This is a genomic window from Streptomonospora nanhaiensis, from assembly GCF_013410565.1.
Taxonomy (GTDB): Bacteria; Actinomycetota; Actinomycetes; order Streptosporangiales; family Streptosporangiaceae; genus Streptomonospora; species Streptomonospora nanhaiensis.
The window spans coordinates 3,611,400-3,638,376 of record NZ_JACCFO010000001.1 but is presented as its reverse complement, the minus strand read 5'-3'; the positions used below and the strand labels follow the sequence as shown (position 1 = coordinate 3,638,376).

The 26,977-nt window shown below is 75.9% G+C and carries 31 protein-coding genes and 1 pseudogene; 16 read left to right on the top strand and 16 right to left on the bottom strand.

All coding sequences use genetic code 11. The features are described 5' to 3' along the window. Positions 1-49 precede the first annotated feature (49 nt). Positions 50-787: a hypothetical protein gene (locus HNR12_RS15870; RefSeq protein ID WP_246425096.1), complete on the bottom strand. Its 738-nt coding sequence runs from the start codon at positions 785-787 to the stop codon at positions 50-52. Positions 788-1,227: 440 nt separating this feature from the next. Between HNR12_RS15870 and HNR12_RS15865 the strand changes: the two genes are divergently transcribed. Next, positions 1,228-1,941: a hypothetical protein gene (locus HNR12_RS15865; RefSeq protein WP_179768210.1), complete on the top strand. Its 714-nt coding sequence runs from the start codon at positions 1,228-1,230 to the stop codon at positions 1,939-1,941. Between the two features lie 11 nt (positions 1,942-1,952). On the opposite strand, the gene HNR12_RS15860 is transcribed toward HNR12_RS15865, so the two are convergent. Then, positions 1,953-2,471, bottom strand: coding sequence for a hemerythrin domain-containing protein (locus tag HNR12_RS15860; RefSeq protein WP_179768209.1), 519 nt, complete (start codon positions 2,469-2,471; stop codon positions 1,953-1,955). A gap of 96 nt (positions 2,472-2,567) precedes the next feature. Here HNR12_RS15860 and HNR12_RS15855 point away from each other — a divergent pair, with 96 nt between their 5' ends. Then, on the top strand, positions 2,568-3,212 hold the full coding sequence (locus HNR12_RS15855) for a TetR/AcrR family transcriptional regulator (protein WP_179768208.1): 645 nt from the start codon (positions 2,568-2,570) through the stop codon (positions 3,210-3,212). A gap of 30 nt (positions 3,213-3,242) precedes the next feature. On the opposite strand, the gene HNR12_RS15850 is transcribed toward HNR12_RS15855, so the two are convergent. From HNR12_RS15850 to HNR12_RS29770, 3 genes and pseudogenes are all read right to left on the bottom strand, one after another. Next, positions 3,243-4,784 (bottom strand): long-chain-fatty-acid--CoA ligase, encoded by a 1,542-nt coding sequence (locus HNR12_RS15850; RefSeq protein ID WP_179768207.1) that lies wholly within the window; start codon positions 4,782-4,784, stop codon positions 3,243-3,245. 137 nt (positions 4,785-4,921) lie between these two features. Further along, positions 4,922-5,227 carry a hypothetical protein gene (locus HNR12_RS27875; RefSeq protein ID WP_218901952.1) on the bottom strand — a complete coding sequence of 102 codons (306 nt, stop codon included), beginning with the start codon at positions 5,225-5,227 and terminating at the stop codon, positions 4,922-4,924. 140 nt (positions 5,228-5,367) lie between these two features. Continuing rightward, positions 5,368-5,757, bottom strand: a pseudogene (locus HNR12_RS29770) (SDR family NAD(P)-dependent oxidoreductase); the annotation flags it as partial. A 230-nt stretch (positions 5,758-5,987) separates the two neighbouring features. Here HNR12_RS29770 and HNR12_RS15840 point away from each other — a divergent pair. The 3 genes from HNR12_RS15840 to HNR12_RS15830 all read left to right on the top strand — a co-directional run bounded on the left by HNR12_RS15840 (position 5,988) and on the right by HNR12_RS15830 (position 7,578). Further along, positions 5,988-6,416: a hypothetical protein gene (locus tag HNR12_RS15840; protein ID WP_179768206.1), complete on the top strand. Its 429-nt coding sequence runs from the start codon at positions 5,988-5,990 to the stop codon at positions 6,414-6,416. Then, positions 6,413-6,754: a winged helix-turn-helix domain-containing protein gene (locus tag HNR12_RS15835; RefSeq protein WP_179768205.1), complete on the top strand. Its 342-nt coding sequence runs from the start codon at positions 6,413-6,415 to the stop codon at positions 6,752-6,754. Before HNR12_RS15840 ends, HNR12_RS15835 begins: the two co-directional genes overlap by 4 nt. A gap of 188 nt (positions 6,755-6,942) precedes the next feature. After that, positions 6,943-7,578: a class I SAM-dependent methyltransferase gene (locus HNR12_RS15830; protein ID WP_179768204.1), complete on the top strand. Its 636-nt coding sequence runs from the start codon at positions 6,943-6,945 to the stop codon at positions 7,576-7,578. Between the two features lie 221 nt (positions 7,579-7,799). Here the strand turns inward: HNR12_RS15830 and HNR12_RS15825 are convergent, their stop codons facing one another. Further along, on the bottom strand, positions 7,800-8,543 hold the full coding sequence (locus HNR12_RS15825; protein ID WP_179768203.1) for a GTP cyclohydrolase II: 744 nt from the start codon (positions 8,541-8,543) through the stop codon (positions 7,800-7,802). A gap of 130 nt (positions 8,544-8,673) precedes the next feature. Here HNR12_RS15825 and HNR12_RS15820 point away from each other — a divergent pair, with 130 nt between their 5' ends. Continuing rightward, positions 8,674-9,402, top strand: coding sequence for a creatininase family protein (locus tag HNR12_RS15820; protein ID WP_372451071.1), 729 nt, complete (start codon positions 8,674-8,676; stop codon positions 9,400-9,402). A 1,091-nt stretch (positions 9,403-10,493) separates the two neighbouring features. Here the strand turns inward: HNR12_RS15820 and HNR12_RS15815 are convergent. From HNR12_RS15815 to HNR12_RS15795, 5 genes are all read right to left on the bottom strand, one after another. Further along, positions 10,494-11,555, bottom strand: a complete 1,062-nt coding sequence (locus HNR12_RS15815) for a lysylphosphatidylglycerol synthase transmembrane domain-containing protein (protein WP_179768202.1) — start codon at positions 11,553-11,555, stop codon at positions 10,494-10,496. Next, positions 11,552-13,225: a class I SAM-dependent methyltransferase gene (locus HNR12_RS29545; protein ID WP_338119770.1), complete on the bottom strand. Its 1,674-nt coding sequence runs from the start codon at positions 13,223-13,225 to the stop codon at positions 11,552-11,554. Before HNR12_RS29545 ends, HNR12_RS15815 begins: the two co-directional genes overlap by 4 nt. After that, complete coding sequence (locus HNR12_RS15805; RefSeq protein ID WP_338119769.1) at positions 13,222-14,373, bottom strand: glycosyltransferase family 4 protein; 1,152 nt, start codon at positions 14,371-14,373, stop codon at positions 13,222-13,224. Before HNR12_RS15805 ends, HNR12_RS29545 begins: the two co-directional genes overlap by 4 nt. Continuing rightward, positions 14,370-14,768, bottom strand: coding sequence for a 6-pyruvoyl trahydropterin synthase family protein (locus HNR12_RS15800; RefSeq protein ID WP_179768200.1), 399 nt, complete (start codon positions 14,766-14,768; stop codon positions 14,370-14,372). The genes HNR12_RS15805 and HNR12_RS15800 overlap by 4 nt, the downstream gene beginning before the upstream one ends. Positions 14,769-14,851: 83 nt before the next feature. Next, on the bottom strand, positions 14,852-15,829 hold the full coding sequence (locus HNR12_RS15795; RefSeq protein WP_179768199.1) for a zinc-dependent alcohol dehydrogenase: 978 nt from the start codon (positions 15,827-15,829) through the stop codon (positions 14,852-14,854). A gap of 191 nt (positions 15,830-16,020) precedes the next feature. Here HNR12_RS15795 and HNR12_RS15790 point away from each other — a divergent pair, with 191 nt between their 5' ends. Both HNR12_RS15790 and HNR12_RS15785 read left to right on the top strand, forming a co-directional pair. Further along, positions 16,021-16,758 (top strand): CDP-alcohol phosphatidyltransferase family protein, encoded by a 738-nt coding sequence (locus HNR12_RS15790; RefSeq protein WP_308251248.1) that lies wholly within the window; start codon positions 16,021-16,023, stop codon positions 16,756-16,758. 113 nt (positions 16,759-16,871) lie between these two features. Beyond that, positions 16,872-17,072, top strand: a complete 201-nt coding sequence (locus HNR12_RS15785; RefSeq protein WP_179768198.1) for a hypothetical protein — start codon at positions 16,872-16,874, stop codon at positions 17,070-17,072. 24 nt (positions 17,073-17,096) lie between these two features. Here HNR12_RS15785 and HNR12_RS15780 read toward each other — a convergent pair whose 3' ends face one another. Continuing rightward, positions 17,097-17,894, bottom strand: a complete 798-nt coding sequence (locus HNR12_RS15780; RefSeq protein ID WP_179768197.1) for an SDR family NAD(P)-dependent oxidoreductase — start codon at positions 17,892-17,894, stop codon at positions 17,097-17,099. A 145-nt stretch (positions 17,895-18,039) separates the two neighbouring features. On the opposite strand from HNR12_RS15780, the gene HNR12_RS15775 reads away from it, so the two are divergent. The 3 genes from HNR12_RS15775 (at position 18,040) to HNR12_RS15765 (ending at position 20,248) form a co-directional block, all read left to right on the top strand. After that, a complete protein-coding gene (locus HNR12_RS15775; RefSeq protein WP_179768196.1) occupies positions 18,040-18,549 on the top strand; it encodes a DoxX family membrane protein in 510 nt (169 codons plus the stop codon). Positions 18,550-18,722: 173 nt separating this feature from the next. Further along, positions 18,723-19,568 carry a class I SAM-dependent methyltransferase gene (locus HNR12_RS15770; RefSeq protein ID WP_179768195.1) on the top strand — a complete coding sequence of 282 codons (846 nt, stop codon included), beginning with the start codon at positions 18,723-18,725 and terminating at the stop codon, positions 19,566-19,568. 44 nt (positions 19,569-19,612) lie between these two features. Then, positions 19,613-20,248 carry a TetR/AcrR family transcriptional regulator gene (locus HNR12_RS15765; RefSeq protein WP_179768194.1) on the top strand — a complete coding sequence of 212 codons (636 nt, stop codon included), beginning with the start codon at positions 19,613-19,615 and terminating at the stop codon, positions 20,246-20,248. 25 nt (positions 20,249-20,273) lie between these two features. Here the strand turns inward: HNR12_RS15765 and HNR12_RS15760 are convergent, their stop codons facing one another. Continuing rightward, a complete protein-coding gene (locus tag HNR12_RS15760; protein WP_179768193.1) occupies positions 20,274-20,873 on the bottom strand; it encodes an AAA family ATPase in 600 nt (199 codons plus the stop codon). Positions 20,874-21,062: 189 nt separating this feature from the next. Here HNR12_RS15760 and HNR12_RS15755 point away from each other — a divergent pair, with 189 nt between their 5' ends. Further along, entirely contained in the window at positions 21,063-21,464 is a 402-nt protein-coding gene (locus tag HNR12_RS15755; protein WP_179768192.1) for a VOC family protein, read from the top strand. Here the strand turns inward: HNR12_RS15755 and HNR12_RS29540 are convergent. Next, positions 21,457-22,140 carry a helix-turn-helix domain-containing protein gene (locus HNR12_RS29540; protein WP_179768191.1) on the bottom strand — a complete coding sequence of 228 codons (684 nt, stop codon included), beginning with the start codon at positions 22,138-22,140 and terminating at the stop codon, positions 21,457-21,459. The genes HNR12_RS15755 and HNR12_RS29540 overlap by 8 nt on opposite strands. A 292-nt stretch (positions 22,141-22,432) precedes the next feature. Here HNR12_RS29540 and HNR12_RS15745 point away from each other — a divergent pair, with 292 nt between their 5' ends. From HNR12_RS15745 to HNR12_RS15735, 3 genes are read left to right on the top strand one after another with little or no spacing between them, the layout of a single operon-like run. Further along, positions 22,433-22,702: a hypothetical protein gene (locus HNR12_RS15745; RefSeq protein WP_179768190.1), complete on the top strand. Its 270-nt coding sequence runs from the start codon at positions 22,433-22,435 to the stop codon at positions 22,700-22,702. Beyond that, positions 22,695-23,306 (top strand): DUF6879 family protein, encoded by a 612-nt coding sequence (locus HNR12_RS15740; RefSeq protein WP_179768189.1) that lies wholly within the window; start codon positions 22,695-22,697, stop codon positions 23,304-23,306. The genes HNR12_RS15745 and HNR12_RS15740 overlap by 8 nt, the downstream gene beginning before the upstream one ends. 10 nt (positions 23,307-23,316) lie before the next feature. Continuing rightward, entirely contained in the window at positions 23,317-24,126 is an 810-nt protein-coding gene (locus tag HNR12_RS15735; RefSeq protein ID WP_338119768.1) for a DUF6082 family protein, read from the top strand. A 22-nt stretch (positions 24,127-24,148) separates the two neighbouring features. Here the strand turns inward: HNR12_RS15735 and HNR12_RS15730 are convergent, their stop codons facing one another. Both HNR12_RS15730 and HNR12_RS15725 read right to left on the bottom strand, forming a co-directional pair. Continuing rightward, positions 24,149-25,066, bottom strand: a complete 918-nt coding sequence (locus HNR12_RS15730; protein WP_179768188.1) for a metallophosphoesterase — start codon at positions 25,064-25,066, stop codon at positions 24,149-24,151. Positions 25,067-25,187: 121 nt separating this feature from the next. Beyond that, the gene (locus HNR12_RS15725) at positions 25,188-25,892 is read right to left on the bottom strand and encodes a TetR/AcrR family transcriptional regulator (RefSeq protein ID WP_179768187.1); all 705 of its coding nucleotides are present in this window, start codon (positions 25,890-25,892) and stop codon (positions 25,188-25,190) included. A 107-nt stretch (positions 25,893-25,999) separates the two neighbouring features. Between HNR12_RS15725 and HNR12_RS15720 the strand changes: the two genes are divergently transcribed. Continuing rightward, the gene (locus HNR12_RS15720) at positions 26,000-26,971 is read left to right on the top strand and encodes an SDR family NAD(P)-dependent oxidoreductase (protein ID WP_179768186.1); all 972 of its coding nucleotides are present in this window, start codon (positions 26,000-26,002) and stop codon (positions 26,969-26,971) included. Positions 26,972-26,977: the final 6 nt, after the last annotated feature.

The following is a 26,977-nucleotide window of genomic DNA, read 5'->3' as shown; positions in this document are numbered from 1 at the left end:
ACACGGCGGCGGCCCCGGTGCCCGGCACCGGGGCCGCCCTCGCGCGCGGCTAGTCGTTCCAGAACGCGCTGTGGGCGTCGTCCTCGGTGTCCGGCTCGGCGGCCGCCTTGGCCTTGGACCGCCGGGCGGGCTTGGCGGGCTCGGCCGCGGTCTCGCCCTTGCCGTCCTCGGCGCGCGGCTTGCGCCGGATGCGTCCGCGCGGTGCGGGGGCGGCGGGCTCCTCGGCGGCGGGCCCGCTCTCGGGGACGGCGATCGGGCCGGTCTTGGCGGCGATGGCCGGTGCGGCGCCGGTGTCGTCGGCGGCGGCCGCCCGGCCGCCTCCGGCGTGGATGTTCAGCGCCTCGTCCTCCACGTCGAGCATCCGCTGCACCGAGGCGGGCACGGCGGGCAGCCGCTCGCCGCGGAAGTGCGCGCCCAGCACCTCCAGCGCGTGGTCGCACAGCGCCCGCCGGCCCAGGGCCGGCGTCACGCCGCTGAGCCGCTGCAGTTCGGGCAGCCGGATCTCGCGCATCAGCCGGACCAGGGCGCGCATCCGCTCGCGCGTGCGGCGGTCGGCGATGGCCACGCACATCACCTCGGCCTCGGCGAGGGCGTCGGTGGGCTCGGCGCCGTCGGCGTCGGCGGCCTCGCGTTCGGCGATGAACAGGCTGGTGAGCCGGCGCGTGGAGTCGCGGGTGGCGATCCGGACCTCGCCCCGGCGGACGTGCCGCGCCTGCAGCCAGGTCACCACGACGCTGGTGACGAGGCTGACCGCGGCGCCCGTCAGGACGAGCAGCAGGTCTTGCACGGGGACCTCCGAACGGAGTGCGGGGGGTGCGTGCCGTCCCGCGCGGCATCGGTTGAGCCGCGAGCATTCGCGAAGTACGGGCGGATTGTCAAGCGCGCCGGTGCGCGGGGCGGTGCGGCGCGCGGCCGCCGCGCCGCACCGGCCGCGGCGCCGGAGGGCCTCCGCGCGGCGGCCCGCGGCCCTGTTACCCCCGGTCACCGGCGTTGGGGGCCTTGACACGCGCGCGGCCGCCGATATCAACTTGCTCCACCCCGGGCGCCGACACTTTCGAACGGCGCCCTCGGGAGCCGGGCGCGAGGACGGACCGGTGGGGCCGCCGGTGAGGGGAGGGCGCGCCCGCGCCGGTCGCGAACCGGTCCCGGGCCCAGGCGGTCTGGGACCGGTCCCCGCGGCGTTCCCGCTCCCGGGCGGCCGGGGCGGCGCGGGGTAGGCTGCCCCCCATGCCTCCGTTCTCCCACGGCGCACCCGGCCCTATCTGGCGGCCCGCGCCGGGCGGCTGGCCGGTGCCCGGCCAGGCCGGCGCCCAGGTCCTGCGGCCGAGCGCCGGGGCTGCCGACTACCTGCGGTTCCTGCTGGGCTACCTGCCGCTGCTGGCCGCGCTGTTCGTGGTCGTGCTGCTGCTGGGCGCCGTGTTCTTCGAGACCGCCGCCGAGGGCACCGGCACGGCCGGCGGGATCGCGGTGGGCCTGCTGGTGGTGGTGCCGATGGCGGCCCACCTGGTGTGGAAGCTGCGGCGCATGTTCACCGGTACCGCCGTGGTGGTGTCGCCCCGGGGCGTGGAGCTGCGCGACAGCCTGGGGTTCGAGGTGCGGCTGGCCTGGACCGACGTGGTCGCGGTCGACACCGTGGTGGACCGCTTCAGCCCGGCCCGGGGTGTGCGCCTGGGCGACCGCGCCGATCCGGGCGCCCCGGTGGTGCGGGCGCCGGAGTTCCGCTCCCGCGGCCTGATCGGCTGGGGCGAGCGGGTGGTCCCGGCCCGCGCCCCGCGCTTCGTGCGCCGCCGCCTGGCCGCCCAGCCGCGCGACCTCGCCACCGGCCGCTTCCTGGTGGCCGTGGGGTTCGGCGCGGCGGGCGCCGCCGGTCCCGACAACCCGCTGCTGCGCGCGGCGCGCCACCACCGCCCCGACCTCTTCCCCCGGTTCCCCCAGGGCTGAGGCGCCGGGGGTCAGTGCCCCGGCAGGGTGGTGAGCCGGTTGAGCACCGGGACGAGTTGGGCCTCCTCGTAGTCCAGGTGGGCGGTCAGTTCGGCCGAGAGGCGGTCGAGGTCGTCGGCGAGGCGGGCGGTGCGCCCGCCGTCGGGGCCGTCATGGTCGGGGCCGTCCTCCAGTTCGGCGACCGCGGCGCGGATTCGGGCGAGCAGCCGCGCCACCACGGCGTGCTCGCGGCGCAGCCGCTCCAGGGCGGCGGTCAGCTCGGGGAAGTCGGCGCCCAGGGCGGGGAACAGCGCGGTGTCCTCCTCGCCGTGGTGCTCGTGCAGCCGGTCGCAGAAGGCGAGGCAGTGGCCGCGCAGCTGCTCGGCGAGCGGCGGCGCGCCGCGTCCGCGCGGTGCCAGGCCGCGGCGGAGCCGGTCGGCGTCCTCGCGCAGGGCCGCGAGGTCCCGTCGGAAGCCGTCGTGCAGTCGGACCAGTTCGTCGCCCCACGCCACGAGGCGCTGTGCGGTGCCGTCGGCGGGTCGGTCTGCCATGGGTGCTCCCTGTCCAAGGCCGCGGCCTTTTCGGTACGGTGTACGTGAAGAGTTCGTAGTTCAACACGTACGACGTACGTAGTCAAGGGGGTGGCCATGCCCGCACCGCGCAGGTTCAGCCGGGCCCGGCTCCAGGAGGCGGCCCTGGCGCTGGTCGACGCCGAGGGTCTGGACGCCCTGAGCATGCGCTCCCTGGCGGCGGCGCTGGGGACCGGGGCGATGACCCTCTACAACTACGTCGAGGGGCGCGAGGGGCTGGAGGCCCTGCTCGTCGAGGCGGTCATGGCCGAGGCGGTCTGCGAGGGCGTGCCCAGCGACGACTGGCGCGCCGACGTGCGGGCCCTGGCGCGGGCGACGTGGCGGTCGGTGCGGGCGCACCCCGACGTGATCCCGCTGATCCTCACCCGCCGCACCTTCGACGAGCCCACCCTGCTCCAGGGCGAGGCGCTGCTGGACGCGCTGGCGCGCGGCGGGCGGACGGGGCGGGATCTGCTCGTGGGCCTGCGCGTGGTCACCGGCTACGTCATGGGGTTCGCCCAGGCGGAGCTGGCCGGTCCGCTGTCGGCCGGCCGCGGCGAGAGCGTCGCGGAGATCACCGACCGGGTGCGCGCGCTGCCCCCCGAGCGGTTCCCGCGGCTGATCGACGCCGCGGCCGCGGCGTCGGGCAGCGACCCCGGCGCGGAGTTCGAGGCCGGGCTGGACGTCGTCATCGCGGGGCTGGACGCGGCGCCGTCGGCGTGAGGCCGGCCGGCGCCGCCGCGCGTGCCGCCGCTAGCGCAGTTCCCGCTTGAGGATCTTGCCGGTGGCGTTCATCGGCAACTCGTCGCGGAACTCCACGATCCGCGGGTACTTGAAGGCGGCCATGGCCTCCCGGCACCACGCCACCAGCTCCTCCTCGGTGATGGCGGCGCCGGGCTCGCGCACCACGAACGCCTTGACCTCCTCGCCGTGGGTCTCGTGCGGCACCCCCACGACCGCCGCGAGCGAGACCGCCTCGTGGGTCATCAGGACCTCCTCGACCTCGCGCGGGTAGACGTTGAACCCGCCCCGGATGATGAGGTCCTTGGCGCGGTCGATGATGTAGTAGTAGCCGTCGGAGTCGCGCCGGGCGATGTCGCCGGTGCGGAACCAGCCGTCGCGTATCACCTCGGCCGTGGCCTCGGGCCGGTTGTAGTAGCCCTTCATCACGTTGTGGCCGCGCACGGCGATCTCGCCGGGGCCCTCGCCCTCGACCGTGTTCCAGTCGTGGTCGATCAGCTTCATCTGCACGCCCCAGATGGGGAACCCGATCGAGCCCGGCTTGGTGGGCCGGTGCGGCTGGTTGAAGCTGGCCGTGGGCGCGGTCTCGGACAGGCCGTAGCCCTCCAGGATCCGCACGCCGAACGTCGCCTCGAAGTCCTTGAGCACCTCCAGCGGCATGGCCGAGCCGCCCGATACCGCCGTGCGCAGGGTGGTGGGCACCTCCAGGCCGCCGGCGCGCACCGCCGACAGCATCGCCCAGTACATGGTGGGCACCCCGGCGAAGATCGTGACCTTCTCCCGGCGCATCAGCTCCACCGCCTCGGCCGGCTCGAAGCGCGGCATCAGCACCAGCGTCCCGGCGCGGCGCACGGCGACGTTCATCACCGAGCTCTGCCCGAAGGAGTGGAACATCGGCAGCACCGAGAGGGTGACGTCGCCCTCGGGGGAGCGCTCGGTCATCTCGTCGGAGACGATCGCGTTCATCAGCATGTTCTGGTGCGTCAGCTCGGCGCCCTTGGGGCGGCCGGTGGTGCCGCTGGTGTAGAGGATGACGGCGGTGTCGTCGGCGCGGGTCTGCACGGACTCGAACCGGTCGGAGACGCCGTCGAGGGCGGCCCACAGGGTCTCCGCGCCCTCGATGGAGGACTCGGTGGCCAGCGGCGCGGCCGGGAGCACGAGGAAGTGCTCGGTCTTGGGCGCGGCGTCGAACGCCTCTTTGCCGCGCCGGCCCAGGGGCAGTTCGGGCGTGCCCTCGAAGCAGAACAGCGCCTTGGCGTCGGAGTCCTCCAGGAAGTAGGCGATCTCGCGGGCCTGCGACAGCACGTTGAGCGGGACCACCACCGCGCCCGCCTTGAGCGCGCCGAAGTAGACGGCCGGGAAGTAGGGCAGGTTCGGACACGCCAGCGCGACCTTGTCGCCGGGGCCGACGCCGCGCGCCACCAGCAGGTTGGCCACCTGGTTGGCCAGCGCGTCGAGCATGGCGTAGGGGACGCGCAGGTCGCCCTGGACGAGGGCGACGCGGTCGGGGTTGTTGCGGGCGCTGTCCTCCAGCAGGACGGCGAGGTTGAGCATGGGGGGTCCCTCCTCCGTACGGCACGGGGTGTGTCGAGTGCCATAGTGGCAGAGAAGGATACCGACTGGTAGGTACGCGCGGGAGGGGGTGGCGGGCGGCCCGCCCGCGGCGGCTCGCCGGCGGGCCGCCGCTCGGGTCAGTCGATGCCCGGGTGGCCGACCAGGTCGAGGCTGCGCCGCCACAGTTGGGCGCGGGCCGCGGGGTCCTGGGCCTGGGGGTCGGGACGGGCCGGGCGGGTGCGGTCGAAGAACGCGCCGGTCGTGTTCGCCAGGTCCGGGTCGGTGACCAGCCGGTACGTGGCCTCGACGCCCGCCTCCAGGGTGTCGACGTGGTGGCCGAGTTCGGTGAGGACCATCTTGGTCGGCATGTAGGTGGAGGGGTGGAGGCTGTTGAAGGTGACCTCCTCGGCCGGGACGCGGCGCGCGAACTCGATGCCCGACATGATCTGGGCCAGCTTGCTCTGGCCGTAGGCCGGATGCCGTGGTAGCCGCGCTCCAGCATGAGGTCGTCGAAGTCCAGGGCGTGCTGGCCCAGCGAGGTGACGTTGACGACGCGGGCGGGCGCCGAGGCGCGCAGCAGGGGCAGCAGGTCGAGGGTGAGCGCGAACCCCGCCAAATAGTTCACGGCGAAGCGGAGTTCGTGGCCGTCGGCGCTGGTGCGGCGGTCGCGGCCGTCGGGTTCGCCCGCGCCGATCCCCGCGTTGCTGACCAGGACGTCGAGGCGGTCGGTGTGCTCGCGCACCTCGGCCGCGAGCCGGCGGGCCTGCGCAAGGTCGGCGAGGTCGGCGCGGAAGGTGGCGGGTGCCGCGCCCGCGGGGTGGGAGGCGCCGACCTCGGCGGCGGTGCGGGCGAGGCGGTCGGGGTCGCGGCCGTGCAGGAGCAGGGCGGCGCCGTCGCGCGCCAGGCGGTGGGCGAGGGCCCGGCCGAGGCCGTCGGTGGCCCCGGTGATGAGCACGGTGGGTGCGTTGGCCATGCGTGGTCCCTTGGGTCGGGGAAGGAGGGGGCGCCGGCCGCCGCGGAGGCGGGCCGGACCCGCGCGGCCCATGCTAGCCGAATTCGAGACGATACGGTTCGAATTAAAAGGTGGAACCCTTGCGGGTGGAGAAGCCACTTGCCAGAGTGGAAAGTAGTTGCCATGCTGTCCTGTGGAGCGACCGGTCGGCCGGGCCGCCGCTCCGCCCACTCCACCGGCAGGGAGGTCGCATGCGGCGCGAAGAAGCACTCGAAGCCCTGGTGGCGGCGCAGGACATCACCGAGCGCGTGCGGCGCCGCGGGCGCTGGTACGCCGGCTACTCGGCCGGGTTCGGGGTGATCACCGTGGCGCTCGTACTCGCCGTGGGCCTGTGGCCCTCTCCGATGGGCGCCGTCGTGGCCACGCCCCTGGCGGTCGCGGGCTTCGCCGCGCTCACGGTCTACTGCCTGCGCCGGCCCATGAGCCCGCGGCGGCACGCCGCCGTCCACCTGACCTCCATGGGGTTCTGGTCGGCCGCCTACGTCGCCGTCCTGGTGGTGGGCGCCACGGCGTTCCCCGGATCGGCGGCGTGGTGGGTTCCCGGGGCCCTGGTCTGCGCCCTCCCGCCGTTCGCGGCGGCGCTGTACACCCTGGCGCGCACGGCGGAGCCGCGGGCATGACCCATCCCCGCGCGCGCCTCGACGACACCATCCACGCGCCGGTGCGCTTCTCGATCATGGCGGCGCTGGCCGCCGCCGACGAGGCCGACTTCCGGTTCCTCCGCGACACCGTCGAGGTCTCCGACTCCGCGCTGTCCAAGCAGCTCTCCACGCTGGAGGGAGCCGGCTATGTGCGGGTCCGCAAGACGTTCGTCGGCCGCCGGCCGCGCACGTTCCTCGCCCTCACCCCGCAGGGGCGCGAGGCGTTCGAACGCCACGTCCAGGCGCTGCGCGACATCGCGGCGGGGGCGGGTGTGGAGCTTCCGGAGCCGTCGAGCAGCGGGCATGGCCCCGCATAGCCGCCGCACCCGGGCGCTCTTCAGGCGGCGTGCCCGGCCGAGCCCCCGGGCGTGGCACCTGGCCGCACCCGGGCGCCGTGCCGGGCCGGAAACCCGTTGACCTCCAGTGCGCTTCAGGTCGCACAATGGCGGGCACCGGAACCCCGGCCCGGGACCCGGCCCCACCATCTAGCCGCGAGGAGCAGCCCATGTCCGGCGCCCTGCCCGCCGACCTGTTCGACTCCGCCTACCAGCACCGGTCCGCGCCGTGGGTGATCGGCGAACCCCAGCCCGAGGTCGTCGCCCTGGAGCGCGCCGGAGCGATCACCGGCACCGTGCTCGACCCCGGGTGCGGCACCGGTGAGCACACCATCCACCTGGCGCGGCTCGGCTACGACGTCGTCGGATTCGACTTCGCGCCGCGCGCCGTCGAACTCGCCCGCGCCAACGCCGCCGAGAAGGGCGTCGAGGCCCGGTTCGAGGTGGCCGACGCCTTCGCGCTCGCCGAATCCGGGCGCCGGGTCGACACCGTCGTCGACAGCGCCCTGTTCCACGTGTTCAGCGACCCCGACGACCGCGCCGAATACGTCCGCAACCTGCACGCGGTGTGCCGCCCCGGCGGGGTGGTGCACGTGCTCGCCCTGTCCGACGCCGAACCCGGGTTCGGCCCGCGCATCAGCGACTCCGTCATCCGCGACGCCTTCGGCGAGGGCTGGGAACTGGAGGAGCTGCGCCCGGCCCGCTACCGGTGCATCGCCATCGAGGGGGTCGCCGACTCCCTGGGCCTCACCCCGGGCGAACCCGTCGACCAGGCGGCGTGGCTGGCCCGCGTGCGCCGAGTGTGACACCGCCGCGTCCCGGTGGCCGGGGTGGGGAGGCGGCCCGGGTGGACGTGAGCCGGGGCGGCCTTTCGCCGGCGCACTAGCCGGAACACCAGCGCCGGCCCCGGTGGGGCGCGCGAGCGGTGTGTCCCACCGGATGGGCCCGCCCGGCCGCCGGCTCCGGCGGCCCGCCGCCCGGGACCCGTGCGCGCCGCGCCGGGCCCCGGGGTGGGATCCGATGCGCGTCAGGGGGTGAGCGGGGTGCCCGACAGCGGGCTCGGGGCCGTCGCCGCGGCGTCGTCCAGCACCGCCGCGCCCTCCGGCTCCGCGCGCTCGCGCGGGGCGGGCACCATGGGCACCTGCGGCAGGTCGTGGCCCAGCCGGTCGCGCTTGGCGGTCAGGTAGGCGAGGTTCTCGTCGTTGGGCGCCGCCAGCAGCGGCACGCGCGCCGCCACCCGGATCCCGTGCGACTCCAGGGAGCGGATCTTGTGGGGGTTGTTGGACAGCAGCCGCACCGATCCGATGCCCAGGTAGGCCAGGACCCGCGCCGCCGGGCCGTAGTCGCGCACGTCGACCGGCAGGCCGAGCGCGGTGGCGGAGTCGACCGTGTCCAGGCCGCGCTCGTCCTGCAGCAGGTTGGTCCGCACCTTGTCCACGAGTCCGATGCCCCGCCCCTCGTGGCCGCGCAGGTAGACCAGGACACCGCTGCCCTCGCGCACGATCGCGTTCAGCGCCAGGTCGAGCTGGCTGCCGCACTCGCAGCGCAGTGCGCCGAACACGTCACCGGACAGGCACTCGGAGTGCATCCGGACCAGCACGCCGTCGCGCCCGCGCGCCCGGCCGTACACGAGGGCCAGATGCTCCTCGCCGTCGGCCCGGAACGCGACCATGCGGAAGGTCCCGCGCGTCGTCACCAGGTCGGATTCCGCGATGTCGGAGGGATCGATGCCGCGGTGACCGCCGCGCGGCGTCTTGCTGTCCTGCGCCATGTGAACGTCCTCACGGTAGGCTTGCCCATGGATTTCCACGTTCGCCCGGCCGCCGCGCGGCCAGGGGATGCCCCCTGGCGATCACGCCGTGAGCCGGGCGGCGGCGTTCGAGCGGAGGGGGTGACCACCGGTGCGGTACGCCCCCACCGCCTTCGCGCTGCCGACGGAGACGACGTCGGACGTGCGGGCACGCGGTGCCGGACTCACCCTGCTACCCATCGGCAGCCATGAGCAGCATGGCCCGCACCTGCCGCTGGCCACCGACACCGTCATCGCCGCCACCCTGGCCGCCGAGATCGCCGAGGCCCACGGCCTGCGCGTGCTGCCGCCGGTGGCGTTCTCCTGCTCCCAGGAGCACGCGGCGTGGCCGGGAACGGTCAGCGTGTCGGCGGCGACCCTGTACGCGCTGGTACGCGACATCGCCGAGTCGGTGCGGGCGTCCGGCGCCACCGGGCTGGTCCTGGTCAACGGCCACGGCGGCAACTACGTGCTGGGCAACCTGGTCCAGGAGGTGAACCGGCTGGGCCACCGCATGGCGCTGTTCCCGGCGTTCGAGGACTGGGCGGACGCCCGTACGTCCGCCGGCGTGCTGACCACCAACGACGCCGACATGCACGCCGGGGAGCTGGAGACCTCGATCCTCCTCCACGCCCACCCCCACCTGGTGGGGGAGGACTACACGTCAGCCGACCACCTCACCGGCGACCGCCGCCACATGCTCACCCTCGGACTGGAGGCGTACACGCCGTCGGGCGTGGTCGGCCGCCCGTCCCTGGCCACGGCCGAGAAGGGCGAGGCGGCGCTGTCCGCCCTGGTCCGGGCGTTCGAGACCTACCGCCGAGCCCTGGAGGACTCCTAGCTCGCGGACGGGTGCGGATACGGGTGTGCGCGGCGTACCGGGCCTGGGACGGGGGCGGGGGCGGCGAGGGCGGCGGGCGGCCGGGCGTCGCGGTCATCGGCTCCGGAGATGGGGTGCGTCGGCCGCGACGGTGGCGCCGACGGCGGCGGGGGGCGAGCTTGGTGTTGACGGTGATGCCCCTCGGCGTTGGCCTGTGTCGACGGCGGCGGGTGGCGGGGCTCGGCGGTCGGCGGTTCCGTTGGCGGGCGCCGGGTCGAGACGCGGCGGCAACGGCAGTGGGTGGCCGGGCGCGCCGGTCCTCGATCCGTTGGTGGTTGGCAGGGCGGTCGCGCCCCCTGGCCGGTGGTCGGGGCCGCGATCCGGCGACGATTCCGCCCTCCGCATCGGCCCGCCCGGCCCAGGGCATGGGAAAGCGCTTGCGTACCCCTGTTTGTCTCACCATGTGAGACATAAGGGCGCCCGCTGCGACGATCTAGCATCCACGGTCGTCCCGCCCGTTGAAAACGCGAGATCGTCGCCGAAAGAAAAGGACATATGGGAAAAAAGGGTGCCCGAAGGCTCCAAGGCGTCTCACGGTGTGGACAATCAGGCCGGATAGGGTCAGGGGTCCACCATCTCGGCCGCTGTGCGCGTCTTAAAACAGACAAACACCTCAAATGGCGTCCTGGTGTGCCAACGATATTGCGATTCTCGTCACCCGGTTCGTTTGGAGCCGGGAGCCGCTGCCCGCCGAGCCGCGCGTGGTGGCGCTCAGCGCCGTCCGCGCCTCAACCACCCGCCACGGGCTTCGAGCACCGCCGGGCTCAACCACCCACCCGGCTTCGGCGCCCTTCCGTCGCGACCCCCGCCGTCCGCCGTGATCAGCGGTGATCGCCGAGCCTGGCCGCTCGCTTCCGTTGCCGCCTCGTCGCAAACACCAGCCGCCGCCGACGGCACCGCTGCCCGCCGGGCCCGGCACCCGCTGCCTTTGGCGCCCCGTCGCGGCCCAAGCACCGCCTACAGAACCGGCGGCTCCCCTTGCCGACCTGTCGGCTGCAACGCCCTGGCGTCGCGTCGCGCCGCCGTCCCCACGTCACCCAGCCGTAACGCCGTCAGGACCGGCGCGTCGGGGCGGACGGCTGTTCTCCGGCCGTCTCGCGTGTGCCCTCCCGCGCGGAGTCCTCCGACCGCCGCCGGTGCCGGTACGGGTTCGAGTGGCGATCGCCATGGCCGTGTGGGTGCCGGTCTCGGAGGCGGTCCGCCAGCAGGACGCCCGCGCCGGGCAGGGTGCTCACCAGGGCCAGCAGTCCGTAGGCCACGGCGGCGCCGAACCCCTGGGCGGCGTCGAGGCCCACCGCCGCGAACCCCACGGCCGCCGCCGACTCGCGCGGACCCCAGCCGCCGAAGCCCACCGGGACGCTCATCGCCATGAGGGCCGCTACCAGGACGGGCAGCAGCACGGGAACCGGTGCCTGCGCGCCCACCGCCCGGGCGGCGACCACGAACAGCGCGAGATACCCCGCCAGCGCCACCGCCGACAGGCCGAGGACACCGAGCCAGATCCTGGGCGCGCACGCGACCGCGCGGGCCTCCCGGACGACCGCCGCCCCCGTCCGGGCGAGCCGCCGCCCGTGCCCGCCGGACACGGCCCAGACCAGCGCGCCGCCCGCGACCACCGCCGCACCGGTGAGCACCGCCGTTCCCGCGGGGCCGGGCGGCTCCGCCCGGCCCAGGACGGCCGCCACCGCCGGTGCGGCTGTCGGCAGCACCAGCGGGGCGGCGCCGATCAGCACCGCCTGCCCGGCCAGGCGCTCCAGCAGCACCGCCCGCGCCGCCCGTCCCGTGGCCCCCACTCGGCGGCCGTGGCGGAACGCCCGGTGCACATCGCCCAGGACGCCCGTGGGCAGGACCGAGTTGAGCAGCAGCGCCCGGTAGTAGTCGGCCACAGCCGCCGGGAACGGCAGCCGCAGGCCCAGTCCGCGCGCCACCACCGTCCAGCGCCCCGCGCTGCACACCGTGGTCGCCGCGCCGATCGCCAGCGCGGCCAGCACCGGCCCCGGGCCGAGCGCCGCGAGGCCCGCCCGCAGCGCGTCGTCACCCAGCCGCCATGCCAGCAGCGCCACAATCCCCGCGCTGATGACCAGCCGGCTCCAGGCCCGCACCCGCGCGCTCACGGCCCCGGCACGCCCTCCGCCGTGCCGGAGCCGCCCGCGCCCGGTGTCTCCCGAACGTCTGCGTCCGCCGATACCGCCGAGCCCGCCGCCCCCAGGGTCCCGGCCTTCGCGGCCTCCGGGTCCCCTTCCGGCATCCCGGAAACGCCCGCACGGACCGTTCGCGGCACGGTTTCTGCCGCCCCGGGCGTCCGCGCGCCGACCGCGCACGGGACCTCGCCGTCTGCCGGTCCCGGGGTGTCGGCCGGACCTGCCGAGTGCGGCGTCGTCGTCTCCAGGGCTCCCGCCGAGCCAACAGCCCTCGGGGCCTCAGCCCTCGCGGCCCGCCACGCGCCCTCCGCCGTGCCGGGGGTGGCCGTGCCCGCTGCCGTGGGAGGTCCTGCGTCCGGTGCCTCCCGGCCGTCTGGGTGCGAGGTGTTCGCGGCGCCCGCCGCTCGGGCGGCCCCGGCGGTCGCCGCCTTCCGCGCGTGCCCCGTCGTGCTGCGGGCGGCCGTGCCCGCCGTCCTCGACCCGTTTTCCGGCAACCGGGGGGTGACCGTGCCCGCCGCCGTCTGGACTCGTGCGCCTGCCGTTCCGGGGGACTCGGCTCCTGCCGCGTTCGCCCGCACGCCCTCCGCCGCGCTGGGAGCGCTCGTGCTCGCCGCCCACTGGAGACGCGTCTCCGCTGTCCCAGGTGCCTCGGGGAGCACCGCTCGCGGTGCGCCCTCCGCCAACCCGGAAGCGGGAGCGCCCGCCGCCGGCTCCGGCGCGCCGCTCACAGTCGCCTCGACCTCGACCGCCGCGGTCCCCTCGACCGCCGCGACCGCCGACGCGCGTGTCCGCGCGGCGGGGGCGCGGCCGGCAGCTCCGCCGGGTGCGGGGAGCACCAGCAGGTCGCTGTGGTGCACCACCACCCGCAGGCCGCCCCGCGCGCACAGGTCCAACCGGTCGCGCAGGTAGGCGCCGGCCGCGGGGGCGAGGTCGGGGCGCTGCTCCACGGCGGCGGCCACCCACCCCCGCAGCCACTCCGCGGTCAGCGCCGCGTCGCCGGGCCCCAGCCGCCACGGGCTGGAGCGCGTCGTCACCCGAGCGCCCCGCCGGCGGAACTCCGCCGCCGCAGCGGCGGGCGCGTCGGGGCCGAGCAGGCGGCGGCCGCCGCCGTCGGCGCGCCGCTGGTGGGCGTCGAAGGCCGCCGCGATCGCGCCGTCCAGTGGATCGGACGGGTCCAGTTCCACCCGGCCCACCACCGACAGGCTCCACAGCACCGGGCACCCCGCCGCGACGCAGACCTCGGCGAGCGCCGCCACCTCCGCCGCCGTCAGCAGGTCCAGCAGGGCCGAGGCCGTCACCAGGTCGGCCGAGGCGAGGTCGGCCGGGCGCAGGTGCGTGAGGTCGCCGGCGCGCACCTCCACCGTGACCGGCGCGCCGCCGCCGCCCGCGCGCGGCAGGTCGGCCCGCGCGCGGTCGAGCAGGCCGGGATCGCGGTCCCGCAGCACCCAGTGCTGCGGGCCGACCAGCGCGGGCGCCAGCCAGCGGCCCATCGACCCGGTGCCGCAGCCGAGGTCGTGCACGACCAGCGGGCCGCCTCCGGCCGGGGGCAGGGCGGCGCGCAGCGCCGGCAGCAGGTCCGCCGAACGCGCCGCCGCGTCGGCGGCCTCGCGCAGCGCCAGCCACTCGGCGAACCCGGGGCTCACCCGGCCGCCTCCCGCGCCGCGTCGGGGCGCGGCCGCCCGGCCACCGTGTCCAGGACGTGGTCCATGCGCGCCACCGCCTCCTCCCATGACTCCAGCATTCCCCGCCGGGCCAGGGCCGCACCCCGCAGCCGCCGCCGCAGCGCGGCGCCGTCCAGCCACGCGCGCAGGCCCTCGGCCAGCGCGGCGGAATCGGCGGCGGGCACCAGGATTCCGGGGACCGTTCCGTCGGGCGCGCGGCCCAGGGTGTCGGGCAGGGCGTCCAGACCCGGAGCGAGCACCGGGATGCCGCGGGCCAGCGCCTCGGCGACCACCATGCCGAAGGTCTCGCCGCGCGAGCCCAGCACGGCGAGGTCGGCGGCGGCGTAGGCGTCCTCCAGCGCCGCGCCGGCCAGCGGGCCGCGCAGCCGCACGCGCCCGGCCAGGCCGTGCCGGGCGATGGCGGCGCGCAGCCGGGCGACGTGCTCGGGGGCGCGGTCCAGCGGACCGGCGAAGTCGCACTCCCACGGCCGGTCGGCCACCCGCGCCAGGGCGTCGACCAGCAGGTCGTGCCCCTTGCGCGGAGTCACGGCCGCGACGGACAGCAGCCGCGTGCGCCCGTCGGTGCCCTCGGCGACCGGCGCGGGCGCGGTGCCCGGCGCGACGACGTGCACCCGGTCGGCCGCGAGGCCGTGGTGGGCGGCCAGGCGGCGCGCGGCCCACCCGCTGGTGGCCACCACCGCGGCGGCCGACCGCAGTACGGCGCGCTCGGCCGCGTCGAGCCGGGCGGCGGTGTCCGGGGGCAGTCCCGTCTCGTCGGCCAGCCGCATGTGCGCCACGACCACCAGCCGCAGGCGGGCCGCGTGCGGCACGACGGCCTCGGGCACACCGCAGACCACCAGGCCGTCGGCGAGGACGAGGGCGCCGTCGGGCAGCGCGGCCAGTTCGCGGTCCAGCCGCGCCCGGTCGGCGGGTGCGGGCTGGGGCCAGGCGCCGGAGAGGACCAGGCGGCGCACCGGCCGGCCCCGCGCGGCAAGGCCCGCGCAGACGTGCCGGTCGTAGGCGTTGCCGCCGCTGGGCGAGGCGAGGTCGTCCACCCCGCCGGGCAGCACGGCGTGCACCTGGTGCATCCCGTGCATCCCGTGCGGGTCGGGGCCGCGCTGGGGGCTCACAGGCCGCGCTCGTAGGTGGCCCAGGCGACGTGGGACTCCCGCAGCGTCACCTCCAGCGCGGTCAGCCCGCGCGCACCCTCGCCGAGGGCCCCGGCCGCGATCCGGTCGGCCAGGCGGTCGGCCACGACCCGCGCCAAGAACTCGGTGGAGGTGTTCACGCCGGCGAAGTCGGGCTCCTCGTCGAGGTTGCGGTAGTTCAGCTCCCCCAGCACCGCTGCGAGTTCGCGGGTCGCCAGGCCGATGTCCACGACCAGGTTGTCGGCGTCGAGTTCGGGCCGGCGGAACGTGGCGTCCACGACGTAGGTGGCGCCGTGCAGCCGCTGCGCCGGGCCGAAGACCGCGCCGCGGAAGCTGTGGGCGATCATGACGTGGTCGCGGACGGTGATGCTGAACAAGGCTGCTCCCGAGTGGGGTCGTGGTGGGTCGGCGGGTCTAAGCGGGCGGTGGTCGGTCGAGCGGGGGCGGCCGGGGCCGGCGGTCAGTCCGGCGGGTAGGCGACGCGGTGGGCCAGCCCCGGCAGGTCGCCGCCGACCAGGCGCGGCAGCACCTCGGGCAGCTCCTCGAACGGGCTCTCCCCGGTGATGAGGGCGTCGTACCGGTCGTCGGCGAGCAGCCGCAGGGCGAGTTCCATCCGTCCGGCGAACCCGCGCCGCGCGCCGCGCGCGGGCGAGACGGTGCCGACCTGGCTGCCGCGCACGGTGAGCCGACGCGGGTGGAAGTGCGCGCCCAGCGGCAGGCTGACGGTGCGGTCGCCGTACCAGCTCAGCTCGACGACCGTACCCTCGGCGGCCAGCAGCTCCAGCGAGCGCCGCAGCCCCGCCTCGGTGGCGCTGGCGTGCACGACCAGGTCGCAGTCCTCGGCGGCGTCCTCCGGTGCGGCGAAGTCCACCCCCAGCGCGGCGGCCACGGCGGCGCGGTCGGGCGAGACGTCCACGAGCTGGACGCGGGCGCCGGGCAGCCCCGCCAGGACCGCCGCGACGCTCGCGCCGACCATGCCGGCGCCCACCACCGCGATCCGGTCGCCGATCAGCGGCGCGGCGTCCCACACCGCGTTGACGGCGGTCTCGACCGTGCCGGCCAGCACGGCGCGCCCGGCCGGGACGTCGGCGGGCACGGGGGTCACCGCCTCGGCCGGCACCACGTAGCGGGTCTGGTGGGGGTAGAGGCAGAAGACGGTGCGGCCGAGCAGGTGGTCGGGGCCGCGCTCGACCACGCCGACGTTGAGGTAGCCGTATTTGACGGGGCCCGGGAAGTCGCCTTCCTGGAACGGCGCGCGCATGGCGTCGTACTGGCTCTCGGGCACGCCGCCGCGGAACACCACGCCCTCGGTGCCCCGGCTCACCGCCGAGTAGCGGGTGCGCACCAGCACCTCGCCGGGGCCGGGATCGGGCAGGTCGACGGGCTCGACGGCGCCGTGGCCGGGCCGGCGCAGCCAGTAGGCGCGTGCTTCGGGCACGGGCGGCCCCCTTCCTCGTGCGGCGTCCGCCGGGGCTCAGCGGGGCGCGGACCGGGCCGAATCCGGCGCCGCTCGGTACGATACCTGGTGCAAGGTGATCCCGGTCATACGCGGGGAGGCGGGCCATCGGCGAGAGCACAGGTCGGCGCGCGGGCCGCACGGGCGCCGCGCGCGGCGGCCCGGCCACCGGCGTGGGCGGGGTCGCGGCGCGCCGCGCGCCGGGGCTGGCGGCCCTGGCGGTGGCGGGGTCGGCCGCCGCGCTGTGGGCGTGGCCCGGCCTGGGACCGGCGGGCGGCGCGGCGGGCGCCGGCTACGCGCTCGTCCTGTGGCTGACCCTCGGCGCGGCGCTGCGGCGCGCGGGCGGCACGTTCGGACCCGCCGACGTGGTCACCCTGGTGCGCGCCGTACTGGTGGGCGGGGTAGCCGCCCTGGTCGCCGACGCGCTGGCGGGCGGCCTGGCGGCGGAGCCGGGCGGAGCGCGGTGGGTGCTGGTGGCACTGGCGGCGTCGGCCCTGGCGCTGGACGCGCTCGACGGCCGGGTGGCCCGGTGCACCCGCACGGAGTCGCCGCTGGGGGCGCGGTTCGACATGGAGGTCGACTCCGTGCTGCTCCTGCTGCTCAGCGCGGACGCGGCGGCGGGGCCGACGGGCCCCTGGGTGCTGGCCATCGGCGCGATGCGCTACGTGTTCGCCGGGGCGGGCCGGGCGCTGCCGTGGCTGCGCGCGCCGCTGCCCCACTCGACGGCGCGCAAGGCGGTCGCGGCGGTGCAGGGGGTCGTGCTGGTGGTGCTGGCCGCCGGGGTGCTGCCCCCGCCGGCGGGGGCAGCGGCCGCCGGGGCCGCGCTCGCGCTGCTGTGCTGGTCGTTCGGGCGCGACGTGGTGTGGCTGTGGCGCCGTCGGACGGTGCGGCCGGAGGGGCCGACCGGCTGATACCTCCGTGTTCATGGCGTAGGGTAATCGCTCAACCACGAACTGTCAGGTTGCGTGGCTCCCGCCCGTTCCCCGGTGCCTCACCCCCGGCTCCCGTCTGAAAGGACACCCCCATGCGTCTTCGCCGCCGGTTCCTCGCGGCCGGTCTGCTCCCCCTCGCCTTCGCGCTCGCCGGGGCGGCGGGCGGCACCGCCGCGGCCGGGACGTTCCACGACGACGCCTACAGCGCCTGCAACACCGCCCAGGAGTCCTCCGGCCTCGTCGGGGTGAACATGAACGTGCTCACCCGCTGCTACGGCGACTACGACGGCTGACACCGCGGCCTGGCCGGCCGGGGCTTACGCGGTCTTGAGCACGCCGCCGTCGATCACGTAGTCGGAGCCGGTGATGTTGCCGGCGCGCGGCGAGGCGAGGAAGATCACCACGTCGGCCACCTCGCGCGGCTCGCTGATCCGCCCCGTTGTCGCGGCGAAGGTCTCCGGCAGCAGCCGGTCCATGACCTCCTCCACGGTGATCCCCGCCTGCGCGGCGAAGACGTTGGCGAACCCGTCCTCCTTTGCCGTCCACATCGGCGTGCGCACGGGTCCCGGCGACACCGTGTTGACCCGGATTCCGCTCGCGCCCAGCTCCTCGGCCAGCGCCCGGCCGACATTGGTCAGGGCCGCCTTGGAGGCGGAGTAGTGCACGATGCTCGGGGCCGGCATGCGGGCGTTGATCGAGCTGACGTTGACGATCGCGCCGCCGCCGCGCGCGGTCATCACGGGGATGGCCGCCCGGGTCACGCGCACCACGCCGAAAAGGTTGAGGTCGAAGACGCGCCGCCAGGCGGCGTCGTCGGCGCCGACGAAGTCCGGGGCCGGCCGGCTGGCGGCCGCGTTGTTGACGAGGATGTCGATCCCGCCGTGCGCGTCGGTGGCGGCGCGCACCAGGTCGGCGGCGCCCTGGGGGACGGAGAGGTCCGCGGTGACGACCGTGGCGCCGTAGGTGTCGCGCAGTTCGGCCAGTTCGGGGGTGACCGTGCGGCTGGCGGTGACGACCCGCGCGCCCTCCTCGGCCAGCCCCTGGGCCACGGCCAGCCCGATGCCCTTGCTCGCGCCGGTGACGACCGCGACCTTGTCCTTGAGGTTGAGATCCATACCGAGAATCCTGGCGTCCGCGCGCTGCGGCGTCTGGCGGGAAGCCGCCGTCGAATTCGCAGGCCGGCGCGCGCCCCGCCCGCCGGGCGGGCAAAAGTCGCGGCCGCGCCGGATCTTTGGGGACGACCCGGGTATACGGCTGGGCATGGGAGTGCTACGCATACAGCTTCAGCGGCTGCTCGCCGCCCCGTTCATCGTGGACTCGGTGGAGACCCTGCGAGACCCGGAGCCGCGGGCCGAAGCGCTCGCGCCCATGGTGAGCCGGCTCTCCAAGAGGTACCCGTGGGTGCCCGACAACCCCGTTCTGGTGGTGCGGGCGCAGGCCGCCGCCGGGATCGGCGCCGGCACCCTGCTGCTGTTCGGCAAGGGCACCCGGCTCGCCTGCGTCGTCATGGCCGCCCAGGCCGTGCCCTCGATCGTCGCGGCCGCCCAGGGGCACACCGCCCCTTCGGCGCGCGAGGGCGCGATCAAGGACCTCGGCCTGCTCGGCGCCCTGGTGCTGCTGGCCACCGAGCCCCGGCGCCGTCCGCCCAAGGTCGTCTACGACGCCCAGCACGCGGTGCGCCACGCCCGCCGCTCCACCGCCCGCGCGCGCAGGCGGGCGGGCCGCACGGTGCGCAAGGCGTCCACCCGGCTCGACCCCCGGCCGAGCTAGGCCCCGACTGTGCTCCACGGGCGGCCCGCTCCCGGCGGCGGCCGCCCGTTCGGCTGTCCGGAGCGGTTGACGCCGGGCCACCGCGCGGTCATTATGAACGTACGTTCATGAACGATGGTTCATGAACATCCGTTCATGACACGTCCACATCCCCCAACGGCGGAAGGCCACCCATGAGCACAGTCGTCAACACCGAGCAGGCCCGCGCCTGGAACGGCTACGAGGGCACCCACTGGGCCGAGCACCAGGCCCGCTACGACGCCGTCAACAGCGGGTTCAACGAGCCCCTGCTGGCGGCCGCCGCCATCGGCGCGGGCGATCGCGTCCTGGACATCGGCTGCGGCAACGGCCAGCTCACCCGGCTGGCCGCGCGCCGGGCGGCCGGCGGGAGCGCCCTCGGCGTCGACCTGTCCGGCCCGATGCTGGCCCGCGCGCGGGCCACCGCGGCCGAGGAGGGGGTCGCCAACGTCGCGTTCGAGCAGGGCGACGCCCAGGTGCACCCGTTCGCGCCCGGCGGCTTCGACGCCGCCCTCAGCCGGTTCGGGGTGATGTTCTTCGCCGACCCGGTGGCCGCCTTCGCCAACATCTCCCGCGCGCTGCGCCCCGGCGGCCGGCTCGCGCTGCTGTTCCTGCGCGGCATGGAGCACAACGACCTCGGCACCGTGTTCGCGGCGGCGGCGCCGCACCTGCCGGTGGAGACCGGCGACGACGGCGTGCGCGGCGCGGTGTCCATGGCCGACCCCGACCGCGTCCGCGAGGTCCTCGCCGCCGCCGGGTTCACCGGGATCGGCGTCCGCGAGGTCCGCGCGCCGCAGGTGTGGGGCGCCGACGCCGACGACGCCGGGGCCTTCCTTTCGGGGTGGGGGCCGGTGCGCCACCTCCTCGACCAGGTCGACGCCGCCGCGGCGGCCAAGGCGCGCGCCGCGATCACCGAGGCGCTGCGCGGCTTCGAGGCCGGCGGCGCCGTGCGCCTGACCGGCTCCGCCTGGCTCGCCACCGCGCGCCTGCCCGAGGGCTGAGTCGGGCGGTTACGACCGCCGGGCGCCGCATACGATGACCGGTGATGTCACCCAGAAGAGCGGCCGTCCTGCGCGACGGCGGCGGCGAGCTGTCGCTGCGCGACCACCTCGTCGCCGCCGCCGAACGCCTGGTCGCCGAGCGCGGCGCCGCCGGGCTGACCGTCCGCGACATCGCGCGCGAGGCCCAGGTGGCCGCCGGGGTGCTCTACAACCACTTCGCCGACAAGGAGGAGCTGCTGGCCCTGGGGCTGCACGCCCACGTGCGCGCCGCCGAGCGCGCGCGGGGCCCGCTGCCCGTGGCCGGCACCGCCACCGTCGCCGAGAACCTGCGCGCGATCCTGCTGCACGGGATCGAACTGCACCGCGAGATCCTCCCCGCCTTCGCGGGCCTGGCAGCCCGGCCCAAGGTGCTGGAGCGCTTCGCCGCGCTGCCCAACCCGCTCGCCGACGGGCGCGGGCTGCGCGCCGGGATCGCCGACTACCTGCGGGCCGAGCTGCGGTTGGGGCGGGTGGCGGCGGAGGCCCGGCCCGACGCCGTGGCCGTGATGCTGGTCGGCGCCTGCCACGAACTCGTCTTCCCGCCGCCGGCGCCGATGCCCGACGCGCCGCCGCCCGAGGTCGCGCCCGAGGTGGTGGACGACCTCGTCGCCGCCGTGCTGGACGGCCTGCGCCCGCGCTGAAGAAGCTCGGGCGGCGCCCCCGGGGTCACCCCCGCCCCCAGGCGGCGACGGCGTCGGCCACGAAGGCGGCGCGTTCGGCCGGGGGAACGCGCGGCAGCTCCACCGGTTCGTAGCCGTACTCGGTGTAGGCGGCGACCATGGCCTCGTGGGTGCGCTCGGCCTCGGCGCGGGACTGCCGGCGCTCGCCGTCGGTGCGGTAGATCTCCGGCCAGGGCGGGGCGACGAACACCCGCGGGTGGTAGCGGACGGCGCGGGCGGCGGTCCGCACGTGGTCGGGCACGGCCAGGCCGGACAGCCGCAGGTAGCCCAGGACGTCGACCACACCCCGGTCGAACACCACCGCGCCCTCGTGCGCGGCGGCCTCGCGGTGGGAGCGCAGGTCCCACGACAGCATCAGCTCGGCGAACAGGGCGGGGTCGACCCAGGGCAGCCCGCGCCCGCCCACGGCCCGCTGGTCGCGGATGACGGCGCGGCCCGCCTCGGGCGCGCAGGCCAGGCCCAGGGGGCGCAGGTGGGCCAGCAGGGTGCTCTTGCCCGCCCCGGGGCCTCCGGTGACGACGAAGAACCGGTCGGTGCGGCGGTGGTCGGCGGGGGCGACCGGGAGTCCGGGGGTGTCGGCGGCCATGGCGGTGTCTCCTTCACGGGTTGGGCGAGGACGGGGACGGGACAGGGGGATCGCGGGGGCGGGAGCGGGGAGCCGACGGGCAGCCGGGCGCGGCGGAGGGCGCCGGCGCGGACAGGGGAGGAAAAGACCGGGGAAAGGTGTCCGAAAGCTTCAAGACCGCCGGTGGGCAGGGCGCCTAGCGTGGGGCGTATGACAGCACGATTCAGCGCGGTCGGGATTGTGGCCGCGGACATGGGGAAGTCGCTCGCGTTCTACCGGCGCCTCGGGCTGGACATCCCCGCGGAGGCCGACGGCGAGCCGCACGTGGAGTACGAGGTGGGGGGCGGGGTCCGCATCCTGTGGGACACCGTGGAGGTCGCCCGGTCCATCGACCCGGACTACCGGCCGTCGGCCGGCGGCGGGGTCGGCATGGCGTTCGCCTGCGCGGACGCCGCCGACGTGGACCGGGTCTACGCCGACCTCGTCGGCGCGGGCCACACCGGTGACAAGGAGCCGTGGGACGCGTTCTGGGGGCAGCGCTACGCGGTGGTGGTCGACCCCGACGGCAACCACGTCGACCTGTTCGCGCCGCTGCCCGGCGCCGCTACGTAAGCGTACTCAACGTCGCGCCGGCCAGGGCCCGCACCTCGCGCGCGAGGTGGGCCTGGTCGGCGTACCCGGTGGTGGCGGCGACCTCGGCATAGGGCGTGCCGGCGCGCGCGGCGTCCAGGGCGCGGGTGAACCGCAGGATCCGCGCCAGGGTCTTGGGGCCGTACCCGAAAGCCGCCACGCTCCTGCGGTGCAGCCGCCGCGCGTCCAGTCCGGTGTCGGCGGCGACGGCGGCCACGGTCGCGCCCTCGGCCAGCCGGTCGGCGACCGCCGCCATCACGGGGTCGACGCCGCCCGACTCCCGCAGCCGCTCGGCGGCCACGGCCTCAAGCACCGCACCCGGACGGGACTCCGCGGCCTTCTCGGCGATGCGCCGCACCTCGCCCGCCGGCCAGACGTCCTCCAGCGCCACGCGCCGGTCCCGGAACTCCCGCGCGGGCACCCCCAGCACGGCGGGCCCCATCCCGGGCGGCAGCCGCAGGCCCACGTTGGCACCCTCCACCGCCCACTCCGCGAAGTGCGCCGCCGTGTCGGGCCCGGCCACCACGAGCCGCCCCGCGCACCAGAGCAGGTCCATGCAGCCGTCGGGCACCACCCGCTGCACCGCCGCCCCACCGGCGGAGGCCGTCCCCCGCCACACCACGGCCCCCACCACCGAAGACGCGCGTTCCCGGTACACCCCTTCAGTCTGCCACCGCCCCGGAACCGGGTTCTCGCCCGCGCGGTCGATACGGAGAGTGACAGCGGCTCCGGGGTGTCGGCGCCGGCGCCGAGTGCTATGTGGTGTTCTGGTGCTGTTTCTCCGAAGTCGCAAACCCCTGTGGAAACGGGGTTTCCGATCAACGGGCGGCGTAGGGTAGTACCGTCGTTGTCAACCGGGGTGGCCGCTTCCTGCCACATTCCGGCTACGCTGCGTTGCTTCGGCGGGAGCGGGAACATCTCCTAACCCGTCCACGGACTGAGGAGTTCGCATGGAGCGCCTTTGGGACGTCGATCCCACCGCCGGTTTCAAACGCCGCCTCGGTAAGACCGCCGCCGAACTGGACAAGAGCCGTGTCGACGACGACTGCCCGGAGATCTGGGAGTTGGACAACGGCGACATCGCGGTCGTGGGCCGCGACGCCACCGCCCGGTTCGCCGACCGTCTCCCCTCGGGGGTCCGCATCGGCGCCGACGAACGGCTCGTCGTCATCCCCGGGGTCATGCTGCGCTCCGCGAAGCCGGACATCGCCGATGCTTGACGCGATCAGGTCCGCCGAGGGCCGCGTCTTCGACCGCCGGGCCTACCACGCCGACGCCGCCGAACTCCGCGAGGACCCCCGGATCACGGGCGACGTGTGGAAGCTGGAACGCGCGCAGCACTTCGAGGAGTCCGGCGATCCGGCGTGGGAGGCGTTCCTGCGCGGCGACTGGAACCGCGTCATCGACATTTTCGAGGGTGAGCGCTCCGACCTCGAACAGCAGGTGAAGACCTATGAGCGCCAGGGACTTCGCCTGCGTCGCCTGCGCATAGTCGAGCGCCCGCTGTCGCCGTACCTACGATGGGAGATGCAGAGCCATCGGGTCTTCGTCGAAAGCGGGTACGAGATCGGTGTTCTCGAAGCCGAAGCGGTACGCCACCACGAACGCCGGTCACCCCTTCCCGAGCTCATGGTCTACGGGCGCCAGGTCATCTACCACGTCCACTACGACGACCGCTGGGCCCCCGCCGGCGCCAAGCGCATCGACGACCCCGTGCTCGCGAACTGGGCCGCGGACTTCATCTCAGGGCTCTACGCGCGCTCGCAGCCGTTCCTCGACTTCTTCCACCGGGAGGTCGGGACGGCGGCGCCCGTCGGCGACTGACCGAGGCGCGGTGCGGCCGCTCCCCACCACGATCGTGCTCCTGCTGGCGATCCTGGCCGTCGCCCTGATCGGCGTCTCGCCCCTGGGGCTGCGGGTGTTCGGCGGGCAGGACGGCGAGTGGGAGCGGCTGAGCTTCATCGGGCAGACCTACGGCGCGGTCTCCGCGCTCGTCGCGGGACTGGCGCTGGTCGGCGTCGCGGTGTCGCTGGTGTTCCAGGCACGGGAGAGCAGGCGGGCCGTGGACGAGAACCGGCGTCAGGCCATGGCCGAACTCCTGCGCATGGCCATGGAGGATCCCGACCTCGACGAGTGCTGGGGGCCCATCCCCGAGGGCGACGATCCGCGGGCCCGCAAGCAGCAGCTCTACACCAACATGATCGTCACCCAGTGGGGTACCGCGTTCCGCTCCGGAGCGCTGCCCGAGGCGCGGCTGCACGCCATCGCCAAGGAGATGTTCAGCGGACCGGTGGGCCGCGCCTACTGGGGCGCCGCGCGGGAGCGGCGGCTCGCCAACCCGGCGGGCCGAGCCGAGCGGCGCTTCAACGAGATCCTTGACAGCGCCTATCGCTCAGCGGCCGCCACCGCGTCGGCGGCCCCTCGGCGGGACGGCCGCGAGGACGCCGCGCGGCGGGGCCCTGCCGCCAAGCCGGGCGCGCCCGCCGGTCCCGTGTGCGACGGTCGCTCCCGCGTCGGGGGCGGACGGCTCCTCGCGGCCTTCGCGGCGGGAGCCGCGGCCGTCGGGGGCGGGGTCGCGGTGGTCCGGGTGCTGAAGGCGCGGCGGGAGCCGCGGCGCTGGTGGGAGCGGGCGTGGCGCGGGTGATCCGCGGGGGAGGACTTCGGGCTCAGTCCTGGGCGACGAGGTCGATGATGCTGGCCTCGGGGCGGCAGGCGAAGCGGACGGGGGCCGTGGGCGAGGTGCCCAGGCCGCCGGAGACGTGGAGCCAGGTGCCGGCGTAGCGGTGCAGGCCCCAGGCGCGGCGGCGGTCGATGCCGCAGTTGGTCACCAGCGTGCCGTAGAACGGCAGGCAGAGCTGGCCGCCGTGGGTGTGGCCGGCCAGGAGGAGCTGGTAGCCGTCGGCGGCGAAGCGGTTGAGGTTGGCCGGCTCGGGGGAGTGCAGCACGCCCAGGCGAAGGTCGGCGTCGGCGTCGGCGGTGCCCGCGACCTTGTCGTAGCGGTCCAGGCCGATGTGGGAGTCGTGCACGCCCGCGGCCGCGACCCGGCGGTCGCCGGCCTTGATCACGCCCTTGCGGTTGTTCAGGTCCAGCCAGCCGGCGTCGGTCATGGCCGTGCCCAGTTCGCGCCACGGCAGGTCGGGCACGGTCCGCTTGGAGTAGTCGGCGCGGCTGCTGCGCCACAGGTACCGCGCGGGGTTCTTGAACTGCGGCGAGTACATGTCGTTGGAGCCGTAGACGAACGCGCCCGGGCGCTCCAGCAGCGGGCCCAGCGCCGAGATGAACGGCTCGACCGCGTCGGGGTGGGCCAGGGAGTCGCCGGTGTTCACCACGAAGTCGGGTTCGTGGTCGGCGAGCCCGCGCAGCCAGTCCAGCAGCATGCGGCGGCCCGGGGTGAGGTGGGCGTCGGAGATGTGCAGGACGCGCAGGCGCGGGCTGCCGGGGTCCAGCAGCGGGATCTCGTAGCGGCGCAGGCGGAACCAGTTCCGCTCGATCACCGCCGCGTAGCCGATCCCCGCCAGGCCCACCGCGCCCGTGATGGCGGCGGCCGTGCCGGCCGTCCGCAGCGCCTTCCGCAATGTCGTCACCGTCTCCGCACCTCCCGACTTCCGATGGTGTCAGACATCCGCACCGGATGTGACGGTCCGGACCCTTTCGCCGGGCGGTGATCGCTCACGCCGGCCCGCGCGCCCCCTGCGGGGCCCGGGGTCAGCCGCCGTGCCCGGCGGCGGGCTCCGCGCGCTCCAGGCCGCGCACCGCGATGTCCACCGCGCGGCGCATGGCGGCGCGCCCGGCCCGCGCGTCGGTGCGGCCGGCGGCGAACTCCATGCGGGCCGCGCCCATCACCGCCCCCACCAGGGCGCCCACGGCCGCGCCCGCCGACACCGCGTCCAGTTCGCCGGGGAAGGCGCGGGCCAGGGCCCGCGCCATCCGCGCCTCGGCCTGCCCCACCGCCCGCATCGCGGCGGCCTGCAGCGCCGGGGTGGACAGCACCAGCTCCATCCGGTCGCCGGTGAGGCCCAGCAGGTCGAACCCGCCGGGCGCCAGCGCGAACGTCTCCTCGGCGATGCGCCGGCAGACGTCGGCCACGGTGTCGTGGGGCCCGCGCCCCTCGATGACGCGCAGCGCGAGGTCCAGCCGCTCGGCGGTGTCGGCGAAGACCAGCTCCTCCTTGCCGGAGAAGTAGCTGAAGAACGTCCGCGGCGCGATCCCGGCCTCGGCGCACACCTGCGCGATGGTCGTCTCCTGGTAGCCGCGCTCGCGGAAGAGGCGCAGCCCCGCCTCGATCAGCGCCCGGCGGGTCAGCTCCTTCTTGCGCCGCCGCCAGCCTCCGCCCTCGGCCGCAGCGCCCGCCGCGCCGTCCCGCTCGCCGGGCCGCGTACCGGCCGCCGCGTCGGTGTCCCGCGTGGTCATGGGGTGAGACTACACGCTCCACCAAGTAAATGCAGCGATTGCATTTTTGCAGTGATTGCGGTTTTCTGGGGGCGCACGGACGGACACCACAGGAAGGCCGGATCACCATGGGACTGCTGGACGGGCGGATCGCCCTCATCACCGGGGCCGGGCGCGGCATCGGCCGCGAGCACGCGCTGGCGTTCGCCCGCGCGGGCGCCGCGGTCGTCGTCAACGACACCGGCACCGAGCCCGACGGCACGGGCCGCGACACCGGCGTGGCCGCGTCGGTCGCCGCCGAGATCACCGCGCAAGGCGGCCGTGCGGTCGCCAGCACCGACAGCGTGGCCGACCCCGACGGCGCGCGCCGGATCGTCGACACCGCCGTCTCCGCCTTCGGCGACCTGCACGTCGTCGTCAACAACGCCGCCATCCTGCGCAACGCACCGCTGCTGGAGATGTCCGACGACGACTTCTCCGCCGTGCTGGACGTGCACCTGGCCGGCACCTTCCACGTCACGCGCGCCGCCGGCCGCTACTGGCGCGACCGCGCCGCCGCCGGGGCCGCACAGGACCGCAGCGTCATCAACACCTCCTCGGGCTCCGGGCTGTTCACCCCGCTGCCCACCCAGGCCAACTACGCCGCCGCCAAGGCCGGGATCGCCGCGCTGACCTCGGTGGCGGCGCTCGAACTGCGCCGCCACGGCGTGCGGGTCAACTGCTACGCCCCCTCGGCGCACCGCACCCGCCTCACCCAGGGCGTGCCCGGCATGGACCGCCCGCGCGGCGCCGGCGGCCGCGACCCCTACGACCCCGCCGCCAGCTCCCCGCTGCTGGTCTGGCTGGCCGCCGCCGACTGCCCGCTGACCGGCCAGGTGCTGCGGGTGCGCGACCGCTCCATCGGCGTTGCCGCCACCTGGCGTGTCCAGGACGAGGTCGCCCGCGAGGAGCCCTGGACCCCCGAGGACCTCGGCGTGGCACTGGCGCGCCTGGACTTGCCCGACCCCGAGGCCGACCTCATGCGGGCCCTGGGCACGCTGGACGACTCCGACGCCGCCCGGGCCGCCTTCCGCGCCCGGCTCGACGGAACGGCGGGCTGAGCCCGC